Source organism: Enterobacter sp. E20 (assembly GCF_000801755.2).
Taxonomy (GTDB): Bacteria; Pseudomonadota; Gammaproteobacteria; order Enterobacterales; family Enterobacteriaceae; genus Enterobacter; species Enterobacter asburiae_B.
Genome location: NZ_CP012999.1, coordinates 2477485 through 2499764, shown reverse-complemented (window position 1 = coordinate 2499764; position 22280 = coordinate 2477485). Strand labels below are relative to the sequence as shown.

General features: G+C 56.7%; 21 protein-coding genes. 9 read left to right on the top strand and 12 right to left on the bottom strand.

Going from position 1 to position 22280, the window contains the following annotated elements; all coding sequences use genetic code 11:
- Positions 1-22: 22 nt before the first annotated feature.
- Complete coding sequence (locus tag NI40_RS11775; protein ID WP_023311961.1) at positions 23-970, bottom strand: AEC family transporter; 948 nt, start codon at positions 968-970, stop codon at positions 23-25.
- 404 nt (positions 971-1374) lie between these two features.
- Between NI40_RS11775 and NI40_RS11770 the strand changes: the two genes are divergently transcribed.
- Together NI40_RS11770 and NI40_RS11765 are read left to right on the top strand one after the other, a co-directional pair.
- On the top strand, positions 1375-2706 hold the full coding sequence (locus NI40_RS11770) for a 2-hydroxycarboxylate transporter family protein (RefSeq protein WP_039262850.1): 1332 nt from the start codon (positions 1375-1377) through the stop codon (positions 2704-2706).
- Positions 2707-2827: 121 nt separating this feature from the next.
- Positions 2828-3463 carry a helix-turn-helix domain-containing protein gene (locus NI40_RS11765; RefSeq protein WP_039262849.1) on the top strand — a complete coding sequence of 212 codons (636 nt, stop codon included), beginning with the start codon at positions 2828-2830 and terminating at the stop codon, positions 3461-3463.
- A gap of 27 nt (positions 3464-3490) precedes the next feature.
- Here the strand turns inward: NI40_RS11765 and pdxR are convergent, their stop codons facing one another.
- Positions 3491-4969: a MocR-like pyridoxine biosynthesis transcription factor PdxR gene (gene pdxR / locus NI40_RS11760; RefSeq protein WP_039262848.1), complete on the bottom strand. Its 1479-nt coding sequence runs from the start codon at positions 4967-4969 to the stop codon at positions 3491-3493.
- Between the two features lie 164 nt (positions 4970-5133).
- Between pdxR and NI40_RS11755 the strand changes: the two genes are divergently transcribed.
- Positions 5134-5589 (top strand): GNAT family N-acetyltransferase, encoded by a 456-nt coding sequence (locus tag NI40_RS11755; RefSeq protein WP_033145660.1) that lies wholly within the window; start codon positions 5134-5136, stop codon positions 5587-5589.
- A gap of 68 nt (positions 5590-5657) precedes the next feature.
- On the opposite strand, the gene NI40_RS11750 is transcribed toward NI40_RS11755, so the two are convergent.
- Positions 5658-5960 (bottom strand): ArsR/SmtB family transcription factor, encoded by a 303-nt coding sequence (locus NI40_RS11750; RefSeq protein WP_033145659.1) that lies wholly within the window; start codon positions 5958-5960, stop codon positions 5658-5660.
- Between the two features lie 160 nt (positions 5961-6120).
- On the opposite strand from NI40_RS11750, the gene fusA reads away from it, so the two are divergent.
- Positions 6121-8220 carry an elongation factor G gene (gene fusA / locus NI40_RS11745; protein WP_039262847.1) on the top strand — a complete coding sequence of 700 codons (2100 nt, stop codon included), beginning with the start codon at positions 6121-6123 and terminating at the stop codon, positions 8218-8220.
- Between the two features lie 35 nt (positions 8221-8255).
- Here fusA and NI40_RS11740 read toward each other — a convergent pair whose 3' ends face one another.
- Positions 8256-8828 (bottom strand): flavin reductase family protein, encoded by a 573-nt coding sequence (locus tag NI40_RS11740; protein ID WP_039262846.1) that lies wholly within the window; start codon positions 8826-8828, stop codon positions 8256-8258.
- A gap of 108 nt (positions 8829-8936) precedes the next feature.
- Between NI40_RS11740 and nhoA the strand changes: the two genes are divergently transcribed.
- Together nhoA and NI40_RS11730 are read left to right on the top strand one after the other, a co-directional pair.
- A complete protein-coding gene (gene nhoA, locus NI40_RS11735; RefSeq protein WP_039262845.1) occupies positions 8937-9782 on the top strand; it encodes an N-hydroxyarylamine O-acetyltransferase in 846 nt (281 codons plus the stop codon).
- A gap of 95 nt (positions 9783-9877) precedes the next feature.
- Entirely contained in the window at positions 9878-10327 is a 450-nt protein-coding gene (locus NI40_RS11730) for a hypothetical protein (RefSeq protein WP_039262844.1), read from the top strand.
- 170 nt (positions 10328-10497) lie between these two features.
- Here NI40_RS11730 and NI40_RS11725 read toward each other — a convergent pair whose 3' ends face one another.
- The gene (locus NI40_RS11725; RefSeq protein WP_039262843.1) at positions 10498-11073 is read right to left on the bottom strand and encodes a TetR family transcriptional regulator; all 576 of its coding nucleotides are present in this window, start codon (positions 11071-11073) and stop codon (positions 10498-10500) included.
- Positions 11074-11189: 116 nt separating this feature from the next.
- Here NI40_RS11725 and NI40_RS11720 point away from each other — a divergent pair, with 116 nt between their 5' ends.
- On the top strand, positions 11190-12677 hold the full coding sequence (locus tag NI40_RS11720; RefSeq protein ID WP_039262842.1) for an MFS transporter: 1488 nt from the start codon (positions 11190-11192) through the stop codon (positions 12675-12677).
- Positions 12678-12754: 77 nt separating this feature from the next.
- Positions 12755-14638, top strand: a complete 1884-nt coding sequence (locus NI40_RS11715) for a potassium transporter Kup (RefSeq protein WP_039262984.1) — start codon at positions 12755-12757, stop codon at positions 14636-14638.
- 39 nt (positions 14639-14677) lie between these two features.
- On the opposite strand, the gene NI40_RS11710 is transcribed toward NI40_RS11715, so the two are convergent.
- Genes NI40_RS11710 through NI40_RS11680 form a run of 7 tightly spaced genes read right to left on the bottom strand, consistent with a single transcriptional unit; the run spans position 14678 to position 21129 of the window.
- A complete protein-coding gene (locus tag NI40_RS11710; protein ID WP_039262841.1) occupies positions 14678-15904 on the bottom strand; it encodes a Zn-dependent hydrolase in 1227 nt (408 codons plus the stop codon).
- Positions 15901-16383 carry an L-2-amino-thiazoline-4-carboxylic acid hydrolase gene (locus tag NI40_RS11705; protein WP_032656897.1) on the bottom strand — a complete coding sequence of 161 codons (483 nt, stop codon included), beginning with the start codon at positions 16381-16383 and terminating at the stop codon, positions 15901-15903. Before NI40_RS11705 ends, NI40_RS11710 begins: the two co-directional genes overlap by 4 nt.
- 18 nt (positions 16384-16401) lie before the next feature.
- A complete protein-coding gene (locus NI40_RS11700) occupies positions 16402-17559 on the bottom strand; it encodes a branched-chain amino acid ABC transporter substrate-binding protein (protein WP_039262840.1) in 1158 nt (385 codons plus the stop codon).
- Positions 17560-17587: 28 nt separating this feature from the next.
- The gene (locus NI40_RS11695; RefSeq protein ID WP_039262839.1) at positions 17588-18307 is read right to left on the bottom strand and encodes an ABC transporter ATP-binding protein; all 720 of its coding nucleotides are present in this window, start codon (positions 18305-18307) and stop codon (positions 17588-17590) included.
- Positions 18300-19067 (bottom strand): ABC transporter ATP-binding protein, encoded by a 768-nt coding sequence (locus NI40_RS11690; RefSeq protein ID WP_039262838.1) that lies wholly within the window; start codon positions 19065-19067, stop codon positions 18300-18302. Before NI40_RS11690 ends, NI40_RS11695 begins: the two co-directional genes overlap by 8 nt.
- Positions 19064-20170: a branched-chain amino acid ABC transporter permease gene (locus tag NI40_RS11685; protein ID WP_039262837.1), complete on the bottom strand. Its 1107-nt coding sequence runs from the start codon at positions 20168-20170 to the stop codon at positions 19064-19066. Before NI40_RS11685 ends, NI40_RS11690 begins: the two co-directional genes overlap by 4 nt.
- 8 nt (positions 20171-20178) lie before the next feature.
- Positions 20179-21129 (bottom strand): branched-chain amino acid ABC transporter permease, encoded by a 951-nt coding sequence (locus tag NI40_RS11680; RefSeq protein WP_039262836.1) that lies wholly within the window; start codon positions 21127-21129, stop codon positions 20179-20181.
- A 170-nt stretch (positions 21130-21299) separates the two neighbouring features.
- Between NI40_RS11680 and NI40_RS11675 the strand changes: the two genes are divergently transcribed.
- On the top strand, positions 21300-22244 hold the full coding sequence (locus tag NI40_RS11675; RefSeq protein WP_039262835.1) for a LysR substrate-binding domain-containing protein: 945 nt from the start codon (positions 21300-21302) through the stop codon (positions 22242-22244).
- Positions 22245-22280: the final 36 nt, after the last annotated feature.

Here is a 22280-nt window from a genome sequence, read left to right as displayed (position 1 = left end):
TGAATTTTTTATATAAAGCAGATTAAGAAATAAAATAGATCATAATGCCTTCGGTCACGACTCCGACGGCAGTGCCAATTAATATGGAAGAGGATGCGGTATCAATATAGGTATCGCTGCGTAAGGCAAACATCCCCGCGGCGATAGCGGAGGGCGTTGCGCCAATAATCACAACTTGCTGCAGTAAGGTATGGCTCAGGCCAAAGGCGATCCCCGCGGCGGCCATCATTGCCGGCTGAATAAGGTTTTTAATACTGATGTTGGTAAACGTCTGCACGTTCAGTTTTGGACGTTCACCGTAAAACAACAGGCCGAGGGCAAACAGGGACAGCCCGCCTGAAACCTTTCCAACCATCTCAATAGGCATGCTGAGAATAGAAGGAATTTGCACGCCTGCCAGACTGAGCAATACGCCGGAGACCGGGATCCAGACGATAGGATTGCGTGCCGCCTTGATGAGGTTTTGCACGATCATCGCGCCCGGGTGCAGTGCCTCCAGGCCATCTTGACCGTTTTTATCACCCATACGAATCAGGACGATAGTCAGAGGGATCATGATAACGCTGGTAATAATATTGCCAATCAGCACGCCGATAAATCCTTCCGGCCCAATCAATACCGCCAGGACCGGTGCGCCAAAGTAGGCCATATCCGGAAAGGCGCAAACCAGAGACTGAATGGCGCTGGTTTTGATATCGTGGCGAAAAACGTAGCGCGAAATAAATAGCGTCAGTAAATACGACCCCATTAAACCGACAACTAAAACGGCCATAAAGGTCAGGTTCTTAATTTTATTCGGGTCGGTATGCAATGCGCCTATAAAAAGATGGAAAGGAAGGGCGAAACGAATCACCACGGTTGCCATAACGTTTGCATCTTCTCGCCGGGAATATCCCAGCTTTCCACTTAGCCATCCAAGTAACATTATAAAGACGAGCGGAAACAGTGACTGTAATAGTAATGAAGGCATAGTATTTCCTGTAGGGTATTTTATGTGTTTTATTGCAGCGCTAATCTAGCGCTTAGAAAGCAGGGCAGGAGTGACAAGGGTCACACTCTCTCTGGTTTTATTAATTTCAAAAAGATTGCATTAGTTGGATAACTAATACTTTCGTCAAATATTGATAAGACGCAAGAAAGCGACAACGGCCGCCATAAATAACTTTAATTACTTAATGCTGAATTAAGTTATTTAAAAGCAAAGAGCCGAATTGTTCACATTTCTTCCGGCAGGCCCGTGCTAATTTCATGTTGAGCCTGTTTTTAGAAAAGGCCATCTAAGTCTTTATTTATATTTAAGATCATTTATTCGTATCAGGAATAGTTTCAGTTATTCCTTTCTCTGTTTATCCGAACACAAATTCAGGTGATTATATGAAAGATAATCCTGTACCGACTTCTGAACTGTCGACCTCGCGTTTTGCCTTTGGGCTCAACAATACCGAGGTGGGCACGGTCCCGTTGATGCTGTTCGTCGGGATCGCCGCGATTGTGGCGACGTCCGCCTGGGCAGGGCTGCTGCCAAAAAATATGATTGGTGGACTCGCGGTCATCATGACCCTCGGCTTCGCGTTTGCCAAAGTAGGGCGTCAAATCCCGGTGCTGAAAGATATCGGCGGCCCGGCGATCCTGTGCCTGATGGTCCCCTCCGTGCTGGTCTATTTTGGCGTATTCGGGAAACATACCCTTGATACCGTGCATCTGCTGATGAAAGAGGCGAATCTGCTCTATTTCGTCATCGCCTGCCTGGTGGTCGGCAGCATTCTGGGGATGAACCGGGTGCTGCTGATCCAGGGGATGATGCGCATGTTTGTACCGCTGGTGGCGGGGACATGCATGGCCGTGCTGAGCGGCCTCATTGTGGGCTCACTGTTTGGTTATATGCCTTACCACACCTTCTTCTTCATCATTGTGCCCATCATCGGCGGCGGGATTGGCGAGGGGATTTTGCCGCTGTCCCTGGCCTATTCGGCAATACTGGGGCAGACGCCGGACGTCTACGTTGCGCAGCTGGCACCCGCTGCGGTCGTCGGGAATATCTTCGCCATTATTTGTGCGGGATCGCTGGCGCGTCTCGGCGCGAAACGTCCTGCGCTTTCGGGAAATGGCATGCTTACGCGGAGTAAAGACGACGCCAGCCTGTTTGCCGGGGCGCAAAGCACGCAGCAGACGGATTTTCATCTGATGGGGGGCGGATTGCTAATGGTGTGCGCGTTTTTCATCGTCGGCGGATTGTTTGAAAAACTGGTCCACATTCCCGGCCCGGTGCTGATGATCCTGATTGCCGTTCTGTGTAAATACTTCAGGGTGATCCCGGCCTCAATGGAGCAGGGCGCGCACAGCTGCTATAAATTCGTCTCGGCTGCGCTGGTCTGGCCGCTGATGATCGGCCTCGGGATGTTATACGTGCCGCTTGAGAGCGTGGTGTCGGTCTTCTCGGTGGGATACGTGGTGGTATGCGGTTCGGTCGTGATTGCGATGGCGCTGAGCGGCTACTTTATCGCGTCGCGTCTGAATATGTATCCTGTGGAAGCGGCCATTGTGACCTGCTGCCACAGCGGGCTGGGCGGAACGGGGGACGTGGCCATTTTGTCCGCGTCTAACCGGATGTCGCTGATGCCGTTCGCGCAGATCGCCACCCGCATCGGCGGCGCGTCGACGGTGATTTTCGCCACGCTGCTGATGGGCTGGATAATGGCGCACTGATCCGAAACGTCAGGATGCTGAATCGCAACGACATTTTCAGGGTGCCGCTGCGGTTCAGTCCTTTATAAAACTCACCGCGCTGTATAGAATTACCGCACCCACAGCGACGGGATACCACACGATGACCGGAAGAGTTGATTATCAAATTGAAAAATATCTCCTTACCGAAGCCGCCGAGCCGGAGCGCCTGACGCGCCAGTGGGCAGAGGTGATGGAGGAGTGTCGTGAGCAAAAGTCCGGTGCAGAGGAGCGGCTGCGTCTCGCGTTGCTCAATGTGGATTACGTCACCAGCTTCGAGCTGCCCTTCAGGCTGCTCCTTACCCGTGCGCCCCAGCTGATAGACGTTGTCAGAAAAGAGCTGCAGCTCAGTCAGAAAAATGTTCTGTTTAACGGCAAGCGATTTGGCTGCGTCTATAGCCTGAAAAGGGATCTCGACGGAATACCTGACGAATTTACCTATCAGTTGAAAACGCGTATCCAGCGCAGTGACGCGACAGGATGCAATGAACTGCCTTACCGACAAATTGCCCAGCAGGTTAAAGCCCCGAAGGAACGCCTCAGGCTGGCGCTGGAAAACGGGCTGTCGGTGACGGCACTCGACGGGCTTTTCTGGTTTGGCATTCAGCGCATCGCGGCCGATGTGCAGAGATTACGCAAAACGGGAATGAGGATCGCGACGTCCGACGCCGAGGTGTTTGATACGCTGACCAAAACAACCCGGCGGATCCCTGTTTATAGCCTTGCTCGCCCGGAATGAGTATTCGCCGCTGACCGGTCGACGGCATCAAACATGACGGAAAATTGCGGCCAGTTTTTTTACAGCGTCTTCTATTTCCATTTCCGTGTAAGCAGCAAATCCCATCAAAAAACCGGTGGACGCGGGGGGACCTGCATATAAATCGGTAAGACCAAGTATATCAACACCCGCGCGTCGGGCGGCGGTGGCTATTTCTTTCTCGGATATGCCGTGCTTCAGGTGACAAGGCATTTGCATTCCCCCCGCAGGCGTTTCACAGGTAACATATTCGGAGAGATATTCGTCCATCATGCTTGCCAGCGTGTCGCGACGAGCAACATAAATACTCCGCATCTTACGAACATAGGCGCCAAAATGGCCTCCCTCCAGAAATTTAGCCAGCGTCAGCTGGGTTATTGAGGCGGTGTGACCATCCATTAATGTCCTCGCCATGGTAAAGGGCTCTGTCAATTCTGAGGGAACGATCATGTAGGCAATTCGCAGCCCAGGGAACAGAGACTTAGTGAACGTGCCGATATAAATTGTCCGGTTATACGTATCAAGCCCCTGAAGACTGGCCATAGGCTTACCTTCGTAGTGAAACTCGCTGTCATAGTCATCCTCAATAATCCAGGCTCCGTAACGGTTTGCCCATTTAACAACTGCCAGTCGTCGGTCAAGAGAGAGCGTCACCCCGGTGGGGTACTGATGAGAAGGCGTAAGGTAGATCGCCCTGGCAGGCTCGGTCAGAGAATTAAGCCCGTCAACCGAGATGCCTTTTTCATCAAGAGGAACCGGAATACAGCGAAGCCCTGCAGCGTTGAACGCTTTGTGTGCCCCTTGATAGGAGGGATCTTCAATGACAATGCCATCCTCGGCGTCCATCAGCACGTGGGAACAGAGCGCAAGCGCCTGTTGAGAACTTGTCAGAACGATGACCTGTTCTGCCCTCGCACGCGTTCCGCGCTCAAGATTGACATATTCCGCAATTGCCCGTCGCAGGCGCTCTATACCCTGGGGTGGACTTTGCTCTAACGCCTGGTGCTGAAACTCCTTCAGTACCTGTCGCTGAAGACGCTCCCAGATCGGAAGGGGAAACATGCGGGTTTCAGGAATGCCGGGCGCAAGGGGGCGAGGTGAAGAAAACTCGCGGATCCCGCCGCTTTCATAAACGATCTTTCCCCGGACGCTGAGTTTTGCTTTTCGTATCTCAGCGGTTGGCTGATGCTGTCGAGGACGGGGTTTTAAAAAACGCGCGCTGGAAGAGACGAAGCTCCCTCTGCCTGTTTGTCTCTCAATAAAACCTTCGGCATGCAGGCTGGAGTAGGCCGCTTCAATGGTGTCCCGGGAAACGCCGAGAGACGTCGCCAGCGCGCGTGAAGCAGGAAGGGCCTTACCGTGAGATAGCACTCCTTCCAGTATCAGCGTCCGTATTGCTCTCTGGATCCTTTCATGAAGCGGTAGCGATCCGTTAGCGGGGTCGATAATCCATGTCTTAACCGTTTCTAGCTGCGCGTGCTTAAACATTACGTTGTCCACTTTCCCTCTGTATCTCTTGATTCTAAAGCAATAGTGCACGCAGCAGGATGAAAAATTGGTCTGCCTTGATGGCGAGAATTGGCGGGGCAAAACGTGCCATTCAGCGAATACACTCTTCCTGAAACGAATAAACGGGTGAGCAAAGAGGCAATATGAATAATACGAGCGTGATAATTGAGGCAGTTAAAGAACGTGATTTTGAAAGCTGGATGCCGCTATGGGGAAAATATCAGGCGTTTTACAACGTCGATCTGTCCGGGACCATTACTGAACGAACCTGGCAACGATTTTTCAGCCCCGTTGAGCCGCTATTCTGCGTGGTGGCACGATGTAATGGAGACGTAGTAGGTTTTGCGCATTATCTTTTTCACCGTTCGACATGGGCTGAGAGCGATTACTGCTACCTCGAAGATTTATACGTCTGCGAAGCCGTAAGGGGCAAACACATTGGCAAACAGTTAATAGAATATGTTCAGAGAGAAGCCAGAAAACATCATGCCAGTCACCTTTACTGGCATACGCATGAAGCCAACTATCGCGGGCAACGATTGTACGACTGGATTGCGAAGAAAAGTGGAATGATTGAATATCGTATGCACGTAAGATAAATCCCTCTGCTGACATTATGCCCCTTACATCTTTACGGGGCATTTTTCAGGGGATAACAGGTATATCCTTATGATTTAGCTTGTAAAAGTATCTCCATCAGCCCTGGAAAACGGGCATCCAGATCCTCTCTTCGCAACGAAATCATGTTCTCCCGCCCCTGCGGGCGCTGCCAGATAACGCCGCTGTCGCGCAGTACGCGCCAGTGGTGGGTCATTGTCGATTTCACTACATCCTCCGGGCGCAGCGCGTTACAGCTGAGTTCGCTGCCATCGGCCAGCCGGCGAATGATCGCAAGCCGGAGCGGGTTGCCGAGGGCAAACAGCACATTTTCCAGCAGTATTTGTTCAGTTTCAGGGTGGTTTGGGATCATCGTTTTCCTGCGTTTGGCGTCAGATTGAGCTATATCAACAATAGGTCAACCGTTAAAAAATAGTTCGATAATACTCGTACAATAGGACTATTATAGCAAACGAACGAATGCACGACCATCCTGGTCGTCACAGACAAGTCATAGTGACTAAGGAAATATCATGCCCCGACCCATCCCTCTCGAACGTTATCGCAACATCGGTATCTCCGCGCATATCGATGCCGGTAAAACCACCACCACTGAGCGCATCCTGTTTTACACCGGGATGAGCCACAAGCTGGGTGAAGTACACGATGGCGCGGCAACCACTGACTGGATGGCGCAGGAGCAAGAGCGCGGGATCACGATTACCTCCGCGGCCGTCAGCTGCTTCTGGCCGGGTATGGACAGAGGCTATGAGCCGCACCGGATCAACATCATCGACACCCCGGGCCACGTGGATTTCACCATTGAGGTGGAACGTTCCATGCGCGTGCTCGACGGCGCTGTGATGGTGTATGACTCCGTGGGCGGCGTGCAGCCGCAGTCGGAAACCGTCTGGCGTCAGGCCAATAAATATCACGTTCCGCGACTGGCCTTCGTCAACAAAATGGACCGTCCGGGTGCCGATTTCTTCCGCGTCGTACGGATGATGCAGGAGCGCCTGAAGGCCAATCCGGTGCCGATTGTCATCCCGGTGGGTGCAGAAGATCATTTCACCGGCGTGGTGGATCTCATCAAGATGCGCACCATTCTGTGGGACGACGCGACGCAGGGCATGGTATTCACCTATGCGCCCGTGCCGGACGATTTGGTCAGTACCGCCCAGGAATGGCGGGAAAAAATGGTCTCTGCGGCGGCGGAAGCCAGCGACGAGCTGATGGACAAATACCTGGAAACCGGCGACCTGACGGAAGCGGAAATTATCAAAGGGCTGCGTATTCGCACCATCTCGGGTGAAATTCAGCCGATGCTGTGCGGCAGCGCGTTCAAAAATAAAGGCGTGCAGCGCATGCTCGATGCGGTCATTGAGCTCATGCCATCGCCGCTGGACGTGCCTGCCATTGATGGCGTGGATGAAAAAGGGCAGCACGCGGAGCGTCATCCAAGCGATGATGAGCCGTTCTCGGCCCTGGCATTCAAGCTGATGAGCGACCCGTACGTCGGTCAACTGACCTTTATCCGGGTGTACTCTGGCGTGCTGCGCAAAGGCGACGCGGTGTACAACCCGGTGAAAGGGAAGAAAGAGCGCATCGGGCGTATCGTGCTGATGCATGCCAACGATCGCCACGAGGTGGACGAACTGCGCGCCGGAGACATCGCGGCCTGCGTGGGTCTGAAGGATGTGACCACCGGCGACACGCTCACCGATCCGAACGCCGTGATCACGCTTGAACGCATGGAGTTCCCGGACCCGGTTATCTCGCTGGCGATCGAGCCGAAAACAAAAGGCGATCAGGAGAAAATGGGGATCGCGCTGCAGCGTCTGGCGGCGGAAGATCCGTCTTTCCGCCTGCATACTGATGAAGAGTCCGGCCAGACCATTATCTCCGGGATGGGTGAGCTACACCTTGAGATCATCGTCGACCGCATGAAGCGCGAGTTTGGCGTTGAGGCGAACATTGGCCGCCCACAGGTAACCTACCGTGAAACCCTGCGTAAAACGGTGAAGGATATCGAAGGCAAATTTGTCCGTCAGTCCGGCGGTAAAGGGCAGTACGGCCATGTGGTGCTGAGCCTGGAGCCGCTGGAGCCCGGAAGTGGCTTTAAATTTGAAGATGCCACCAAGGGCGGCGTGGTACCGCGCGAGTATATCCCGTCCGTTGAGAAAGGGCTGCGGGAAGCGATGAACAGCGGCGTGCTGGCGGGCTATCCGGTCGTCGATGTCAAAGCGACGCTGACGTTTGGCTCGTATCACGACGTCGACTCCTCGGAGATGGCGTTCCGCATGGCGGCGATCCTCGGTTTCAAAGAGGGCGCCCGCAGGGCGGATCCGGTGATTCTCGAACCGATCATGCACGTGGAGGTGGAAACGCCGGAAGAGTACGCCGGTAACATTATGGGCGATCTCTCCTCCCGCCGCGGCATGGTGCAGGGGATGGCAGAGCAGTACGGAAGCCAGATTATTCGCGCTGACGTGCCGCTGGCAGAGATGTTTGGTTATGCCACGACATTGCGCTCGATGTCCCAGGGTCGCGCGACGTATACGATGGAGTTCCATCATTTTGCGGAAGCACCGCGGAATGTTGCGGATGAGATTATTTCACGACGTGCGAAGTAATACGGTCACCCTCTCCCAATTGGGGGAGGGTTTTCTCAATCCAGCGCCTTCACCATCTTCCCGCTCGCCACAAACGTCCCGGCACCAAGATGATGCAGCGTATTCAGCTTATACCCGTCAAACTGCCAGCGCCCGGCGATAAACGCGCGTTCATCGGCTGCCGCTGAAACCACTTCCCCAAACAGGGTATCGTATTTCTCAGCCGCGGAGGTCACGGGTAATAACCGACACTCCATCCACGCCAGACATTTTTCCTCAATCACCGGCAGGCCAAGTTCAGGACCGTTCACGACCGGGATCCCGTAGCAGTTGAATTTGTCCTCATCGCGCCCGCTGACGCTACCGACCGCGTATGTCCAGTTGGCCGCCGCCACGCCTGGGATGACGATGCCAAACTTCCCGCTGCGCTCAATCAGCTCGCGCGACCATGTGCTTTTATCCACGACTATTGCGATGCGCGGCGGTTCAAACTCAACGGGCATTGACCATGCGGCGGCCATCACGTTGCGTCTGTCGAGGCTTTCATCCCGACTGGTGATAAGCACAGTAGGGCCGTGGTTCAGCAGACGGCTGGCATGACGTAATTCAACGGGGCGAAAGTGGCTCATAGTATCTCCTCATCTACACCGATGAGTATGACGAAAAAGCACGGAAATCAAAGTGGATGCGTAAAATTAGTTTATAAACAGAACATCTCAATCAAAGGAAACTGATGCATGTCCCCATTTCTGACCGCCTATTTTGCCCGCATCGGCTGGGCGCAACCGACGCGGGTGGATATCGATACCCTGCGCGCGCTGCATTTACATCACAACTGTGCGATCCCTTTTGAGAATATTGATGTCGTTCTGCCACGCGAAATCCAGCTTGACGATCGGTGTCTGGTCGACAAGCTGGTCACCGCACGTCGCGGAGGGTATTGCTTTGAGCAAAACGGCCTGTTCGAGCGCGTCCTGCGTGAAGTCGGGTTTACGGTGCGTAGCGTGCTGGGACGTGTGGTATTAGCGAATCCGCCACAAATGCCGCCGCGCACGCACCGTCTGCTGCTGGTTGAGCTTAACGGTGAGCGCTGGATAGCCGATGTGGGGTTTGGCGGCCAGACGCTGACGGCGCCGATTCGACTGCTCGCTAATGAAGAACAGGAGACGCCGCACGGGCTGTATCGTCTGCTGAGCGAGGGGAACGACTGGGTGCTGCAGTTCCGTCACCACGAGCACTGGCAGTCGATGTACCAGTTTGACCTGACGACGCAGTATTTCAGCGATTACGTGATGGGGAATTTCTGGTCGGCGCACTGGCCGCAGTCGCATTTCCGTCATCATCTGCTGATGTGTCGCCATCTGCCGGACGGCGGCAAGCTGACGCTAACCAACTTCAACTTTACCCACTGGCAGAACGGTCACGTAGAAGAGCAGATCCATTTGCCGGATGCTGAGGCGCTTTACCAGCTGATGCAGGAACGCTTTGGGCTGGGGGTTGACGATCCGAAGCACGGCTTTACACTGTCAGAATTGACGGCGGTGATGGCAGGGTTTGATACGCATCCGCAGGCAGGAAAATAGCCCGGTGACGGCTACGCCTTACCGGGCCTACAAGGGCTCGAACGTAGGTCGGGTAAGGCGTAGCCGCCACCCGACAATATCAAAGGTATACTGATATGGAAATCTTGATTCGGAATAAATTCAGTTCAGTGGGAATGTTGCTCGGGGTTATTGCACTGCTTCTCTCATTAGCTCAGTTCACCCTCGGTCCGTTTTCTTCAAAGTCGACAGCGCTTGAAGTTGTTGTGGCTGAAAAGGTTTCGGCGTTAAAAAAAGGAATAATGGCTGGTATAAAAGGAGAGCAGCCGACCGTTGAGAAGAAAAAGGAACCGGTAGATATTGACCGGTTACTGATCGCTAGCGGAATAATGTTATCTGTCATGGCGTTGGGACTTGCTTTCATTAGTGGCCTGCGTAAAGAGAACAAATGGACCGTGAGTGGGGCACTCTTTTTTTCCGGAGCCACGATCGCTTTTCATGCGGCGTTACTGGCTTTTGGTCTTATCGTTGCGGTTTTGCTCCTGATGTTAGTTGTTTCAATCATAAGCGGAAGCACTCCGTTCTGACCTTATAGACCGGGGGCGGCTACGCCTTACCGGGCCTACAGGGTTCGAACGTAGGTCGGGTAAGGCGAAGCCGCCACCCGACACAGTCAGCGGCGCGATCTCACCACCTGGTACCGACGCGTGAACTACTCAAACGGTGCGCTCCACACGTGCACCAGGCGTTTGGAGTATTAAAATAATTCGAGGGAAATAAGCTTATCGAGATGCTTATTAAATGCCGCGTCGTCCATTTCGGGCATATTTAAGATATACATTCCGTCAAGGCCGCACACCAGACCAATCAAGCGCCAGGCAATATTTTCCGCCCGATCGCCCGGATTTAATGCCCCGGCCTCCGTTCCCGCTTTGATAAGCGCCACCGTTTCCTGGTGCCACATCTCCATGGTCATCACATAGGCACCTTTGATGTCGGCATCGCGGCTGGCCAGGATCTGCGCTTCACGCCACAGGCGAATATAGGGCTCAAACCTCCCGTCATCGCTGCCGAGCATGGCATGAAGCTGTTCCCGCCAGCCGGCCTGTTTACCCGCGACATCCGCATCCAGCAGCTCGCGAATTAGCCGTACGAAGGCCAGCGATTTTAGTTCGCCGCCGGACGTAAAATGATGATGCACCTGGCCGGTGGCGACTCCGGCCTCGGCAGCAATACGGCGTACCGTCATTGCCGCCAGTCCTTCAGCCAGCGCCACGCGCATGGCGGCCTGTAAGATGGCTTCCCGCCGTTCATCCTTGCTCAGATATCGCATGTTTACTCACTCTCAATGGGAATGAAACGAGTGTAACAAAAAGCTGGACATGTGTTCAACTTTACGTAGGATCGCATCCTGGACATGTGTCCATGCTTTAAAAGAAAAGGAAATTTATGTTTCGTCAGTGGTTAGCGTTAGTGATTATCGTGCTGGTGTATATCCCGGTGGCGATCGACGCGACGGTGCTGCACGTGGCGGCGCCGACATTGAGCATGACGCTGGGCGCCAGCGGCAATGAATTGCTGTGGATCATCGATATTTACTCGCTGGTGATGGCGGGAATGGTGCTGCCGATGGGCGCCCTGGGTGACCGCATTGGTTTTAAACGACTGCTCATGATTGGCAGCACGCTGTTTGGCCTGTCGTCGCTGGCGGCAGCGTTTGCCCCGTCAGCAGGGTGGCTGATTGCGGCGCGCGCCTCGCTGGCAATCGGCGCGGCGATGATTATTCCGGCCACGCTGGCTGGGATTCGTACGCTGTTTACCAACGCGCGGGATCGTAATATTGCGCTCGGCGTCTGGGCCGCGGTGGGGTCCGGTGGCGCGGCGTTTGGCCCGCTGATTGGCGGTATGCTGCTCGAGCATTTCTACTGGGGCTCGGTGTTTTTAATCAACGTACCGATCGTGCTGGTGGTGGTTTCGCTGGCCGCGCGTTTTGTGCCTCCTCAGCAGGGCCGCCCGGAGCAGCCGCTGAATATCAGCCATGCCATTATGCTGATTGTGGCGATTTTGCTGCTGGTCTACAGCGCAAAAACAGCCCTCAAAGGCGCACTGTCGCCGTGGGTGGTCGCGTCCGCGCTGGTTACCGGCTCGGTGCTGCTGTTTATCTTCGTGCGTATTCAGCTCCGCGCCCGCGTGCCGATGATCGACATGCGTCTGTTCTGCCATCGCATCATTTTGAGCGGCGTGGTGATGGCGATGACCGCCATGATTGCCCTGGTCGGGTTTGAGCTGCTGATGGCCCAGGAGCTGCAGTTTGTTCACGGCTTTACGCCGTTTGAAGCGGGAATGTTCATGCTGCCGCTGATGGTGGCGAGCGGGTTTAGCGGTCCGATCGCGGGTGTGCTGGTCGGGCGATTAGGGCTACGCATCGTCGCGGCTGGCGGAATGGGGCTCAGCGCCGTGAGCTTTATCGGCCTGTCGATGCTTGATTTCAGCACGCAGCAGCTGCTGGCTTCTGCCCTGATGGTTCTGCTCGGCTTTAGCGCCGCCAGCGCGCTGCTGGCCTCGACCTCGGCGATTATGGCCGCTGCGCCGAAAGAGAAAGCCGCCGCGGCAGGGGCGATTGAAACCATGTCCTATGAACTGGGCGCAGGGCTGGGGATCGCCATCTTTGGTCTGCTGTTGACCCGCAGCTTCTCGGCGTCGATTGACCTGCCGCAGGGGCTGAACGCCTCGCTCGCAGATAAAGCCTCGTCATCCATTGGCGAGGCGATGAAGGTGGCGCAGGATCTGACCCCGACGCTGGCGGAATCGGTGATTGAGGCGGCGAAAAGCGCGTTTATCACCTCGCACAGCGTGGCGCTGGGCAGCGCGGGCGGAATGCTGCTGTTGCTGGCAGTGGGGATCTGGTTCAGCCTGGCGAAGGCCAGGCCGCAGTAATACAGGGCGCGCGGTTGGCGCGGGTGGGGCAGATGGGCTATGTTTTTTAAAGGATTATCAGACTCTTGCTGGAAAATATGCGCCCTCGCCACAGCAGTGAACCGTCCCAACCGCTCTCCCGGTTAACCCTGCTTGCAGGGGGCGCGCTGGGCGTCGTTTTTGGTGATATCGGCACCAGCCCGCTCTATACCTTCCGCACGGTGCTTTCGCTCTCTGAGCATGACCCTACGCCCGGCGTCATACTGGGCCTGCTCTCCCTGATTACCTGGACACTCATCCTGGTAACGTCCATAAAATATGCCGCCTTTGCCATGCGAATTGATAATCATGGCGAGGGGGGCATCATGGCCTTAATGTCGCTTCTGGTGGAGAAAGGCAAAGGCGGGCGCTGGGTTATTTTTTCCGCCCTGATCGGTGCCGCTTTAATTTACGGTGACGGCGCGATAACCCCGGCAATCTCCGTGCTTTCTGCCCTTGAAGGGCTGGAGATGGTCATTCCTGAATCTCAGCCGTACATATTGCCCCTGACGGTGGCGGTTCTGCTGGCGCTGTTTCTTCTTCAGCCTTTTGGGACTGCGCGAATAGGGAAAATATTTGGCCCGGTTATGGCGGTTTGGTTTTTGGCGATTGCTGCCCTGGGCGTGCGGGGGATCGTTCAACACCCCTCGGTATTGCTGGCCCTCAACCCTGCGTACGGCATCGCGTTTTTGTTTTCGAACGGGTACACCAGTTTCCTGGTCCTGGGCGGCGTTTTTCTCTGCGTGACGGGGGCCGAGGCCCTGTATGCAGACATGGGGCATTTTGGCAAAAAGCCCATCTGGCTTGCCTGGTACGGCATCGTCTTTCCTTCGCTGCTGCTCAACTATGCCGGCCAGTCAGCGCTGATTCTGGCCGGTGCCGACAGCAAACAAAACCTTTTCTATACGCTCTGTCCGCCGGTGCTGCAGGTTCCGCTCATCATTCTTGCCGCGCTGGCGACGATCATCGCCAGTCAGGCGATTATTACCGGCGCTTTTTCCATGACGCGCCAGGCCATACAGCTTGGCTGGTTACCCCGATTACGCATCAAGCAGACGGCGGCGGAAAGCTACGGCCAGATTTATATCGGAATAATCAACTGGCTGCTGATGGGGGTGACCATCGGGCTGGTGGTGTTCTTTAAATCCTCCGATAAGCTCGCCGCCGCGTACGGCATTGCCGTGTCGTTAACCATGCTGATGACCACGGGGCTGCTGTTTGTGGCGATGCGCGAAGTGTGGCGCTGGAGCCTGGCCAGTAGCGCGGTGATTGCCCTCTGTTTCCTGGTGATTGATGCCACCTTCTTGTTTGCCAATCTGATTAAGGTCCTGGAGGGCGGCTATATTCCGCTGCTGATGGCCGCCGCTATTTGTACGGTGATGCTGATCTGGCACCGCGGCGTTAAGGCGGTATCCGCATCGGTGGGCGAGAAGGGCGTCAGCGTGGATGCGTTCTTTGCCCAGCTTCAGCAAAAGACGGTGCCCAGAGTGGCGGGCTCCGCCGTCTTTTTGACCCGGACACAAAACAATATCCCGCCGGTCATGCGCTGGCACGTCGCGCGAAACCGGGCGCTACAGCAGGATGTGTTGTCGCTTACCATTGATATTCTGAATGTGCCCTACGTGGGGGAAGAACAACGCATCAGGGTAGAGCAGCGCGCGCCGGGCTACTGGCACGGCGTGGCGCAGTATGGCTTTATGGAACATCCGGACATCCCGCGTTTGCTGCAGGGTGTCAGCGAGATTAACGCGCTTTTCGCCACGGATGACGCCACCTGGTATGTCGGGCATGAAACCATTGTGGCAGGCGAGGGTGAGGCAGGGATGGCGGCCTGGCAACGGCACATCTTTGCGTTCATGAAGCGCAACTGCACGCACGTCATCAACCACTATCACCTTCCCAGCGATCGGGTTGTCGAAATCAGCCGACGCGTTGCCGTGTAGACTCTGGCGAAAGCAGAGGTCCTCTGCTTTCGCACAGATTTATCTCTCAAGGGACGCGGACAGGACGCTATGCAATAACACGTTCGCCCCTTTCTCCGCCCACTCTGACAGGATCCTTTCCGCTTCGTTATGGCTGATGCCTTTCACGCAGGGGATAAAGATCATGCTGGCGGGCGCCATTTTGCTGACATAGCAGGCGTCATGTCCCGCACCGGAGACCATCGGTTTCGACGAATAGCCCAGTTCCGCCACGGCCTTCTCCGAACGCGCCAGGCATTCGGCGTCAAACGCGATGGGCGCGTAGTCGAAAATACGCTCAACGGCAGCCGCGACGCCGCGCAGGCTGAGGCTTTCAGCCACCTTATGCAGCGCAGCTTCCATGGCTTCCAGCGCCTGCTGCATAGGATGGCGAAACTCAACGCTGCATTCCACGCGAGACGGCACGACGTTGCGCGAGTTTGGCGTAACCTTCGCCATACCGATCGTCGCGCGTCCGTCCGGCGCATGCCGGTAGCCAATCTCTTCCACCTTCAGCGCCAGCTCTGCGAAGGCGGTCAGCGCGTCGCGGCGGCTGTGCATCGGCGTCGTGCCCGCGTGGGCGGCGAATCCGTCCAGCGTCAGGGTAAACCAGCGCTGGCCCATTGCCGCGCGGACTAACCCGATATCAATGGCTTCATCTTCCAGGATCGGGCCCTGTTCGATGTGCAGTTCGTAGCAGGCGTGAACCTGAAACGCGCGGGCAGGGGCTTCACCCCGGTAGCCAATGCTATCCAGCGCTTCGCCCACGGTGATACCATCGTTATCCGCGCGGGCATGGGCGTACGCTTCGCTAAACTGTCCCGTCCAGACCCCCGAAGAGAGCATGGCTGGCGCAAAGCGCGCGCCCTCTTCGTTAGTCCAGTTCACCAGCACAACGTCACGTTCAGTCTCAACGTTATGGTCGTTAAGGGTTCGCAGCAGCTCCAGCCCGGCCAGCACGCCGTAAACACCGTCGTAGTTACCGCCCAGCGGCTGGGTATCCACATGTGAACCCGTCATGACCGGGGCAAGCTGCGGGTTTTTCCCCGCGCGACGGATAAACATATTGCCCATGCTGTCGACGTCGCAGCTGAAACCCGCGTCCAGCGCCCAGTCGCGCAGCAGGTTACGCGCAATACGATCCTCCTCGCTCAGCGCCAGGCGGGTCACGCCTCCGGCGGGCGTGCCGCCGATCTGCGCCATCATCTCAAGCGTTGACCACAGCCGTGCGGCGTTGACGCGGATCATGTTTTGTCCTTACTGCTGCGGTAGCGGAAATCACAGCACGAACCGCCCTGCATGATGGTGGTCGTGCGGGTCAGCTTCACGTCAGGCGCATAGCCAACGATGAATTTTTCATCGCGCGCGCAGGAGAGCAGATGACCAATCTCGCCCAGCCCCATTTCGTGATACATCTCCGCGTAACGACAGCGGGTCACGTTGTAGTTGTACTGCTGGTCGTCGGCGTCGATCACCTTCACGTCCAGGGCGTTATCTTTCTCCCACAGATACTGCAGGGCGATGAAGCTCTTTACGTCCGCGCCGTTGGGTTCTTTGCTGGCAAACGCTTTGCCAGCGTCAATCGCGGCCTGCTCAATGGCCTCGCCAATGACCGCCTGGGCGCGGGTTTTCCCTATCTCGCGCACCAGGATTTCATAAATTGGCTTTATAATTTCTGCTTCAATTTTGCGGCGGGCGAGAATGCCCAGCTCGTTATTATCACTCATCACATTGCCCTCGCTGCGTTACTTCGCTTTTGCGCCACCCAGCACGGTCTGCGGCTGCCATTTGCCGTCGACAACTTTGTAAACGGTGAAGGACGGCGATTTCAGGTTACCTTCTTTATCAAACGCGATCTGGCCGGTGACGCCGGAGTAGCTGATGGCGCGCAGGGCGGGCAGATAGTCGGATGGCTCAACGGAGTCTGCTTTTTCCATCGCCGCAATCAGCACGCGGGTGGCGTCATAGGCGAACGGGGCGTGCAGTTCGATATGGGTGTGGTAGCGGGACTGATAGGCCTGTTCGAATGCCTTTCCACCCGGCATCTGGTCAACGGGCAGACCCGGCTCCAGCGCCACCACGCCTTCGCCTTCTTTCTGCGCCAGCTGCAGGAACGTCTGGCTGACAAATCCGCCTGCGCCCATCAGGGTGGCGTTCATGCCCAGCTGTTTGATACGACGCGCCAGCGGTGCGGCCTGGCTGTCGACGCCGCCGAAGAAGATCAGATCGGCGTTTTTACTTCGGATGGCGGTCAGCACGGCGCTGAAGTCCACCGTTTTGTCATCAACGTACTGACGATCGACAACCTTCACGCCCTGCGCTTCAAGGGATTTAATAAACTGGTCCGCCAGTCCCTGACCAAAGGCGGTACGGTCGTCGATCACCGCAATGCGTTTGGCTTTCAGCGTATTGACCGCGTACTGACCGGCTAGCTGACCGCCGTCGTCGTCGTGGCCCATCACGCGGAAGCTGGTATCAAAACCCTGCCTGGTATAGGCGTGACCGGTCGCGACCGGTGCCACCTGTGCGATGCCCGCATCGTGATAGATACGTGCGGCAGGAATGCTGGTACCGGTGTTCCAGTGACCCACAACGCCCGCCACGCCGCTATCCACCAGACGCTGCGCCACGGCCACGGCGGTGCGCGGGTCGGACTGATCGTCTTCGGACTGCAGTTTGAAGGTCACCGCTTTGCCACCGATGGTCGGGTGCAGCTTGTTAATGTCGTCAATGGCCAGCTGCGCGCCGTTCTCCAGATCCTTACCGATACGGGCAGACGGGCCGGTGAGCGGGCCTGCCAGACCGATAACCACGGTTTCGCCGTCGGCGGCCCAGGCTCCGGTAGAGGCAAAGCTGCCGAGGAGGATAGCGGCGCTAAGCGCACTGATTTTTACTGTTTTCATTGTATTTCCCTGATGTTGGCTGGTGTTGTTAAACGGGCATTTCGCCCAAATAAATCTGTGCAATCTGGTCGTCATTGAGCAGCGCTTTCGATTCGCCATGATGGACGATGCTGCCGCTGTCCATCACCCACGCGCTGTCGGTCACCTCCAGCGCGAGACGGGCGTTTTGTTCGATGAGCAGCAGGGCAACGCCGCGCTCGCGCAGGCCGGCAATGACGGCAAAAATGTTTTCTACCATCTTCGGGGCGAGGCCCATCGAGGGTTCGTCGAGGATCAGCAGGCGCGGGCGGCTGAGCAGGGCGCGGTTAAGAGCCAGCAGCTGTTGCTCACCGCCGGACAGCAGGCCGGCGAGCTGATGCTGGCGTTCGCCCAGGCGCGGGAAGCGCTCGAAGATCTCGTTCATCTCGCGCTTAACGGTGACAGTGTCACACCTGAGCCAGGCGCCCATCTGCAGGTTTTCCAGCACCGTCATTCGGGAGAAGATCCCCCGGCCTTCCGGGACCATCACCAGACCGTCACGGAGCAGGGTTTCGGGCCTGTGCTTACGCACCGCTTTACCGTTGAATTCAATACGGCCGCTAAAGCTTTCCAGCCCGGTAATGGCGCGCACGGTGGAGCTTTTCCCCGCGCCGTTAGCACCGATCAGCGTTGCCTGTTCGCCCTCGTGCAGGGTAAAAGAGACATCGCGTACGGCCTGAATGCCGCCGTAATGCACGTCCACGCGTTCCACCTTCAGTAATTCAGACATGGGCGTTGCCTCCAAGCCAGGCGGCGATCACTGCCGGGTCGCGACGCACGCTCTCCGGCGTGCCGCTGGCGAGCGTTTTGCCGTAATCAAGCACCGTCAGGCGATCGCAGATGCCCATCACCAGCTTGACGTCATGTTCAATCATCAGCAGGGTTTTGCCGTCATCGCGCAGGCGGATGAGCAGCTCGCCGAGCGCCACTTTTTCCGCTGCGTTCATCCCGGCGGCGGGTTCGTCCAGCGCCAGCAGCAGCGGATCCGTTGCCAGCGCGCGGGCAATCTCCAGACGGCGCTGGTGGCCATAGGCCAGATCGCAGGCGCGGTAGTGGGCGAACTTCGCAATGCCGGTGTACTCCAGCCAGTGCCAGGCCAGCTCCCGGGTCTGTTTCTCTTCTTCGCGAGCGCGTTTGTGACGGCTCAGCGCGGCCCACAGGCCGTTACGGGTGCGCACGTGGCGGCCCACCATCACGTTTTCCAGCACCGACATGTCGTTAAAGAGGCGCACGTTCTGGAAGGTGCGCGCGATCCCGGCGGCGGTGACTTTCTCAATGTGCTTTGGGAAATAGGGCTTATCGGCAATGGAAAATTCACCGCTGTCCGCCGGATAAAGCCCGGTGATCAGGTTAAAACAGGTGGTTTTTCCCGCCCCGTTAGGACCAATCAGGCCGTAGATCTCGCCCTTGTTCACGGCGATCGAAACGTCATCCACGGCGGTAAGCCCGCCGAAGCGTTTGGACATGTTGCGTACGGTTAACAGACTCATGTATTCACCTCCTTGTGGCGTACCGGCCAGATCCCGGCAGGACGCACCAGCATGACCAGCACCAGCGCCAGGCCGTAGAACAGCTGACGCAGCACTTCCGGGTCAATCAGTACCGTACCGAACAGCGCCTGCTGAACCGGAGCTGCCTGACTGCGCAGCAGTTCCGGCAGGGCGGTAAGCAGTATCGCGCCGAGGATCACGCCCGGAATGTGTCCCATCCCGCCCAGCACCACCATCGCCAGCACGGCAATGGATTCCTGTAACGTGAAGGATTCCGGGGAGACAAAGCCCTGGAACGCGCCGAACAGGGCACCCGCCACGCCGCCAAAAGAGGCACCCATCGCAAAGGCCAGCAGCTTATAGTTACGCACGTTGATGCCCATCGAGCGGGCCACATCCTCATCTTCACGGATGGCGTGCCAGGCGCGGCCAATACGGGAATGCTGCAGGCGCAGGCAGACAAAAATAATCGCCACAATCACCAGCATCAGCAGGTAGTACCACAGCCACAGGGCGGGCACTTTGAAACCAAACCAGTGGTATACGCCGCTAAACTTCAGGCCGAACAGATTCAGCGTATCCACCCCGGTAATGCCCTTTGCACCGTTGGTGATGTTCACCGGACGGTCAAGGTTGCGCATCAGGATGCGGATGATTTCGCCAAAGCCGAGGGTCACTATCGCCAGGTAGTCCCCGCGCAGCTTCAGCGTGGGAGCGCCCAGTAAAATGCCGCAGACCGCAGCGACGAGCGCCGCCAGCGGAATAATCAGCAGATATGAGGTGTGCAGCCCGTCCGGGAACCAGACGTTGAGGATCGGGAAAACCTCCAGCAGGTGTGGCGACGCCATCAGCGCGGCGAGATAGGCGCCGACCGCGTAAAAGGCGATAAACCCCATATCCAGCAGGCCGGTATAGCCCACCACAATATTGAGTCCCAGCGCCAGCATGATGTAGAGCAGGGCGAAGTCAATAACGCGCACCCAGTAGTTGCCGCCAAGCTGCGTGGCCACAACGGGAGCAACCAGCAGCGCGAGGCAGAACAGGACCATGCCTGACCAGAATTTGCGCGTCGCCGCCGGGGTTTGTAGTTGAAGCGTTGTCATTGTTTCCCTCACGCCCTGTGCGCTACGCGCTCGCCCAGCAGGCCTGCCGGACGGAAGACCAGCACCAGAATCAGGACCATGAAGGCAAAGACGTCCTGATAGTTACTGCCAAAGACGCCGTGGGTCAGTTCACCCAGGTAACCTGCGCCCAGCGCTTCGATAATGCCGAGCAGGATCCCGCCAATCATGGCGCCACGAATGTTGCCAATGCCTCCCAGCACGGCGGCGGTAAAGGCTTTGATCCCGGGTAAAAAGCCCATCGAGAAGCTGGCGTTGCCGTAGTTGCTGGCCATCATGACGCCTGCCAGCGCGGCAAATACGCCGCCGATGGCGAACGTCAGGGTAATAATGGCATTGGGGTTAACCCCCATCAGCGTGGCCACGCGCGGGTTTTCCGCCACGGCGCGCATGCCGCGCCCCAGGCGGGTGTATTCCACCAGCAGCCATAGCCCCGTCATCACCGCAAGCGCCAGCGCCACGGTAACAATGCCGGTGACGGTCACAATGGCGGGGGGATGTTGTTCACTTCCTGACGTCACGGCGATCGGTTCCATGGGCAGGATCTGTGGGAACATCAGCGGATTGCGCGTCCAGATAATCATCGCCACGGTTTGCAGCAGGACCGAGACGCCGATACCTGAGATAAGCGGTGCCAGGCGCGGGGCGTTGCGCAGTCGACGGTAGGCAAAGCGCTCTACGGCCATTGCCAGCAGGGCGCAAACGGCCATGGCAATCGCCAGGGCAACGCCAAGCTGCAACAGCAGCGGCATGTGAGGAAAGGTGGCGTTCAGGGCGTTAATGGCGGAAAGGGTGGTGAGCGCACCGACCATCAGAATATCGCCGTGAGCAAAGTTAATAATGCGCAAGATGCCATACACCATGGTATAGCCCAGCGCGATCAGCGCGTAAATGCTGCCCAGCATCACACCGTTGATCAGTTGTTGTATGAGTGTATCCAACGTCTGTTCCCGCAAAGTCTTCTTTCTGCGGCTACCATCCGATAAATGAATTTAATTGTAAAATACACATATATTATTTCTTATGATAAACCGCTATTGTTTTATCTTAATGATTTATATAAAGATAATGTAATCGCGTTCTCTGGTGAAAAGCCTAAAGAAATCAATATATGAATAAAACAGAACAATCGGCGGGTTTGCCTGCGTATGCAGACAGTCGCCTGGCAAACGATCCGCCGCTTCGGGCCGTCCGTGCCTTTGAGGCCATCGCCCGGCTGGGCAGCGTTACGCTGGCCGCGCAGGAGCTGGATATCTCACCGTCGGCGGTCAGCCATCAGCTCAAGGTGCTCGAAGGGTATCTGCAAATGCCGCTAACGGAGCGTCAGGGGCGCAGGCTGGTGCTGAGCCAGCACGGACGGGAATATTACCGTTCGATCCGTGCGGCGTTTAACGTCCTGCGCCAGGCAACGGAGCATCTGGCCGGGCAGGCGCAAACGCGTCAGGTCACCATCAGCCTGATCCCGCTTTTTGGCATGGGGTGGTTTATCCCGCGTCTGCCTGATTTTATGCGTGCCAATCCGCAGACCGAGATCAACGTAGTGTATGCCAACCACCGTAACTATCTGAGCGATGCATCGGATATGTCGATTCGTTTTGGTAACGGCCAGTGGGCGGGCTATCAGAGCGAAAAGCTGATTTCCGGACAGATGGTGCCGGTGTGCAGCCGCGCGTTTTTGCGCATTCATGGCCATATCGACACGCCTGAGCAACTGCTGCAAATGCCGCTGCTGCATGATGAAGAGCGCACCACGTGGCCGCAGTGGTTTCTGCTGCAGGGGGTAAAACGTCCTCTTCGGCGCAGCGGCCCCCTGTTTGAAGACGGGCTGTTAACGCTGGCGGGCGTGCAGGCCGGGCTGGGCTGCGCGCTGATGCGCGAGCCGCTGATCGCGCCTTATCTTGAGAGCGGCGAGCTGGTGAAGATATTTGACTTAGCCATTGATGACGGGCGCGACTATCACCTCTGCGTGCGTTCGGATTCAGAGATGACCGAGGACGGTAAGTTGCTGCAAAACTGGCTGCGTCGGGCGGCGAGCGGGGAGCCGTCAGCCGGGTAAAAGTGACGGATAAAAAAAAGCCAGCTTATTCAGCTG

Coding starts and splice junctions, on each gene's coding strand:
- NI40_RS11775 (WP_023311961.1), bottom strand. CDS start 970: ATGCCTTCATTACTATTACAGTCACTGTTTCCGCTCGTCTTTATAATG.
- NI40_RS11770 (WP_039262850.1), top strand. CDS start 1,375: ATGAAAGATAATCCTGTACCGACTTCTGAACTGTCGACCTCGCGTTTT.
- NI40_RS11765 (WP_039262849.1), top strand. CDS start 2,828: ATGACCGGAAGAGTTGATTATCAAATTGAAAAATATCTCCTTACCGAA.
- pdxR (WP_039262848.1), bottom strand. CDS start 4,969: ATGTTTAAGCACGCGCAGCTAGAAACGGTTAAGACATGGATTATCGAC.
- NI40_RS11755 (WP_033145660.1), top strand. CDS start 5,134: ATGAATAATACGAGCGTGATAATTGAGGCAGTTAAAGAACGTGATTTT.
- NI40_RS11750 (WP_033145659.1), bottom strand. CDS start 5,960: ATGATCCCAAACCACCCTGAAACTGAACAAATACTGCTGGAAAATGTG.
- fusA (WP_039262847.1), top strand. CDS start 6,121: ATGCCCCGACCCATCCCTCTCGAACGTTATCGCAACATCGGTATCTCC.
- NI40_RS11740 (WP_039262846.1), bottom strand. CDS start 8,828: ATGAGCCACTTTCGCCCCGTTGAATTACGTCATGCCAGCCGTCTGCTG.
- nhoA (WP_039262845.1), top strand. CDS start 8,937: ATGTCCCCATTTCTGACCGCCTATTTTGCCCGCATCGGCTGGGCGCAA.
- NI40_RS11730 (WP_039262844.1), top strand. CDS start 9,878: ATGGAAATCTTGATTCGGAATAAATTCAGTTCAGTGGGAATGTTGCTC.
- NI40_RS11725 (WP_039262843.1), bottom strand. CDS start 11,073: ATGCGATATCTGAGCAAGGATGAACGGCGGGAAGCCATCTTACAGGCC.
- NI40_RS11720 (WP_039262842.1), top strand. CDS start 11,190: ATGTTTCGTCAGTGGTTAGCGTTAGTGATTATCGTGCTGGTGTATATC.
- NI40_RS11715 (WP_039262984.1), top strand. CDS start 12,755: ATGCGCCCTCGCCACAGCAGTGAACCGTCCCAACCGCTCTCCCGGTTA.
- NI40_RS11710 (WP_039262841.1), bottom strand. CDS start 15,904: ATGATCCGCGTCAACGCCGCACGGCTGTGGTCAACGCTTGAGATGATG.
- NI40_RS11705 (WP_032656897.1), bottom strand. CDS start 16,383: ATGAGTGATAATAACGAGCTGGGCATTCTCGCCCGCCGCAAAATTGAA.
- NI40_RS11700 (WP_039262840.1), bottom strand. CDS start 17,559: ATGAAAACAGTAAAAATCAGTGCGCTTAGCGCCGCTATCCTCCTCGGC.
- NI40_RS11695 (WP_039262839.1), bottom strand. CDS start 18,307: ATGTCTGAATTACTGAAGGTGGAACGCGTGGACGTGCATTACGGCGGC.
- NI40_RS11690 (WP_039262838.1), bottom strand. CDS start 19,067: ATGAGTCTGTTAACCGTACGCAACATGTCCAAACGCTTCGGCGGGCTT.
- NI40_RS11685 (WP_039262837.1), bottom strand. CDS start 20,170: ATGACAACGCTTCAACTACAAACCCCGGCGGCGACGCGCAAATTCTGG.
- NI40_RS11675 (WP_039262835.1), top strand. CDS start 21,300: ATGAATAAAACAGAACAATCGGCGGGTTTGCCTGCGTATGCAGACAGT.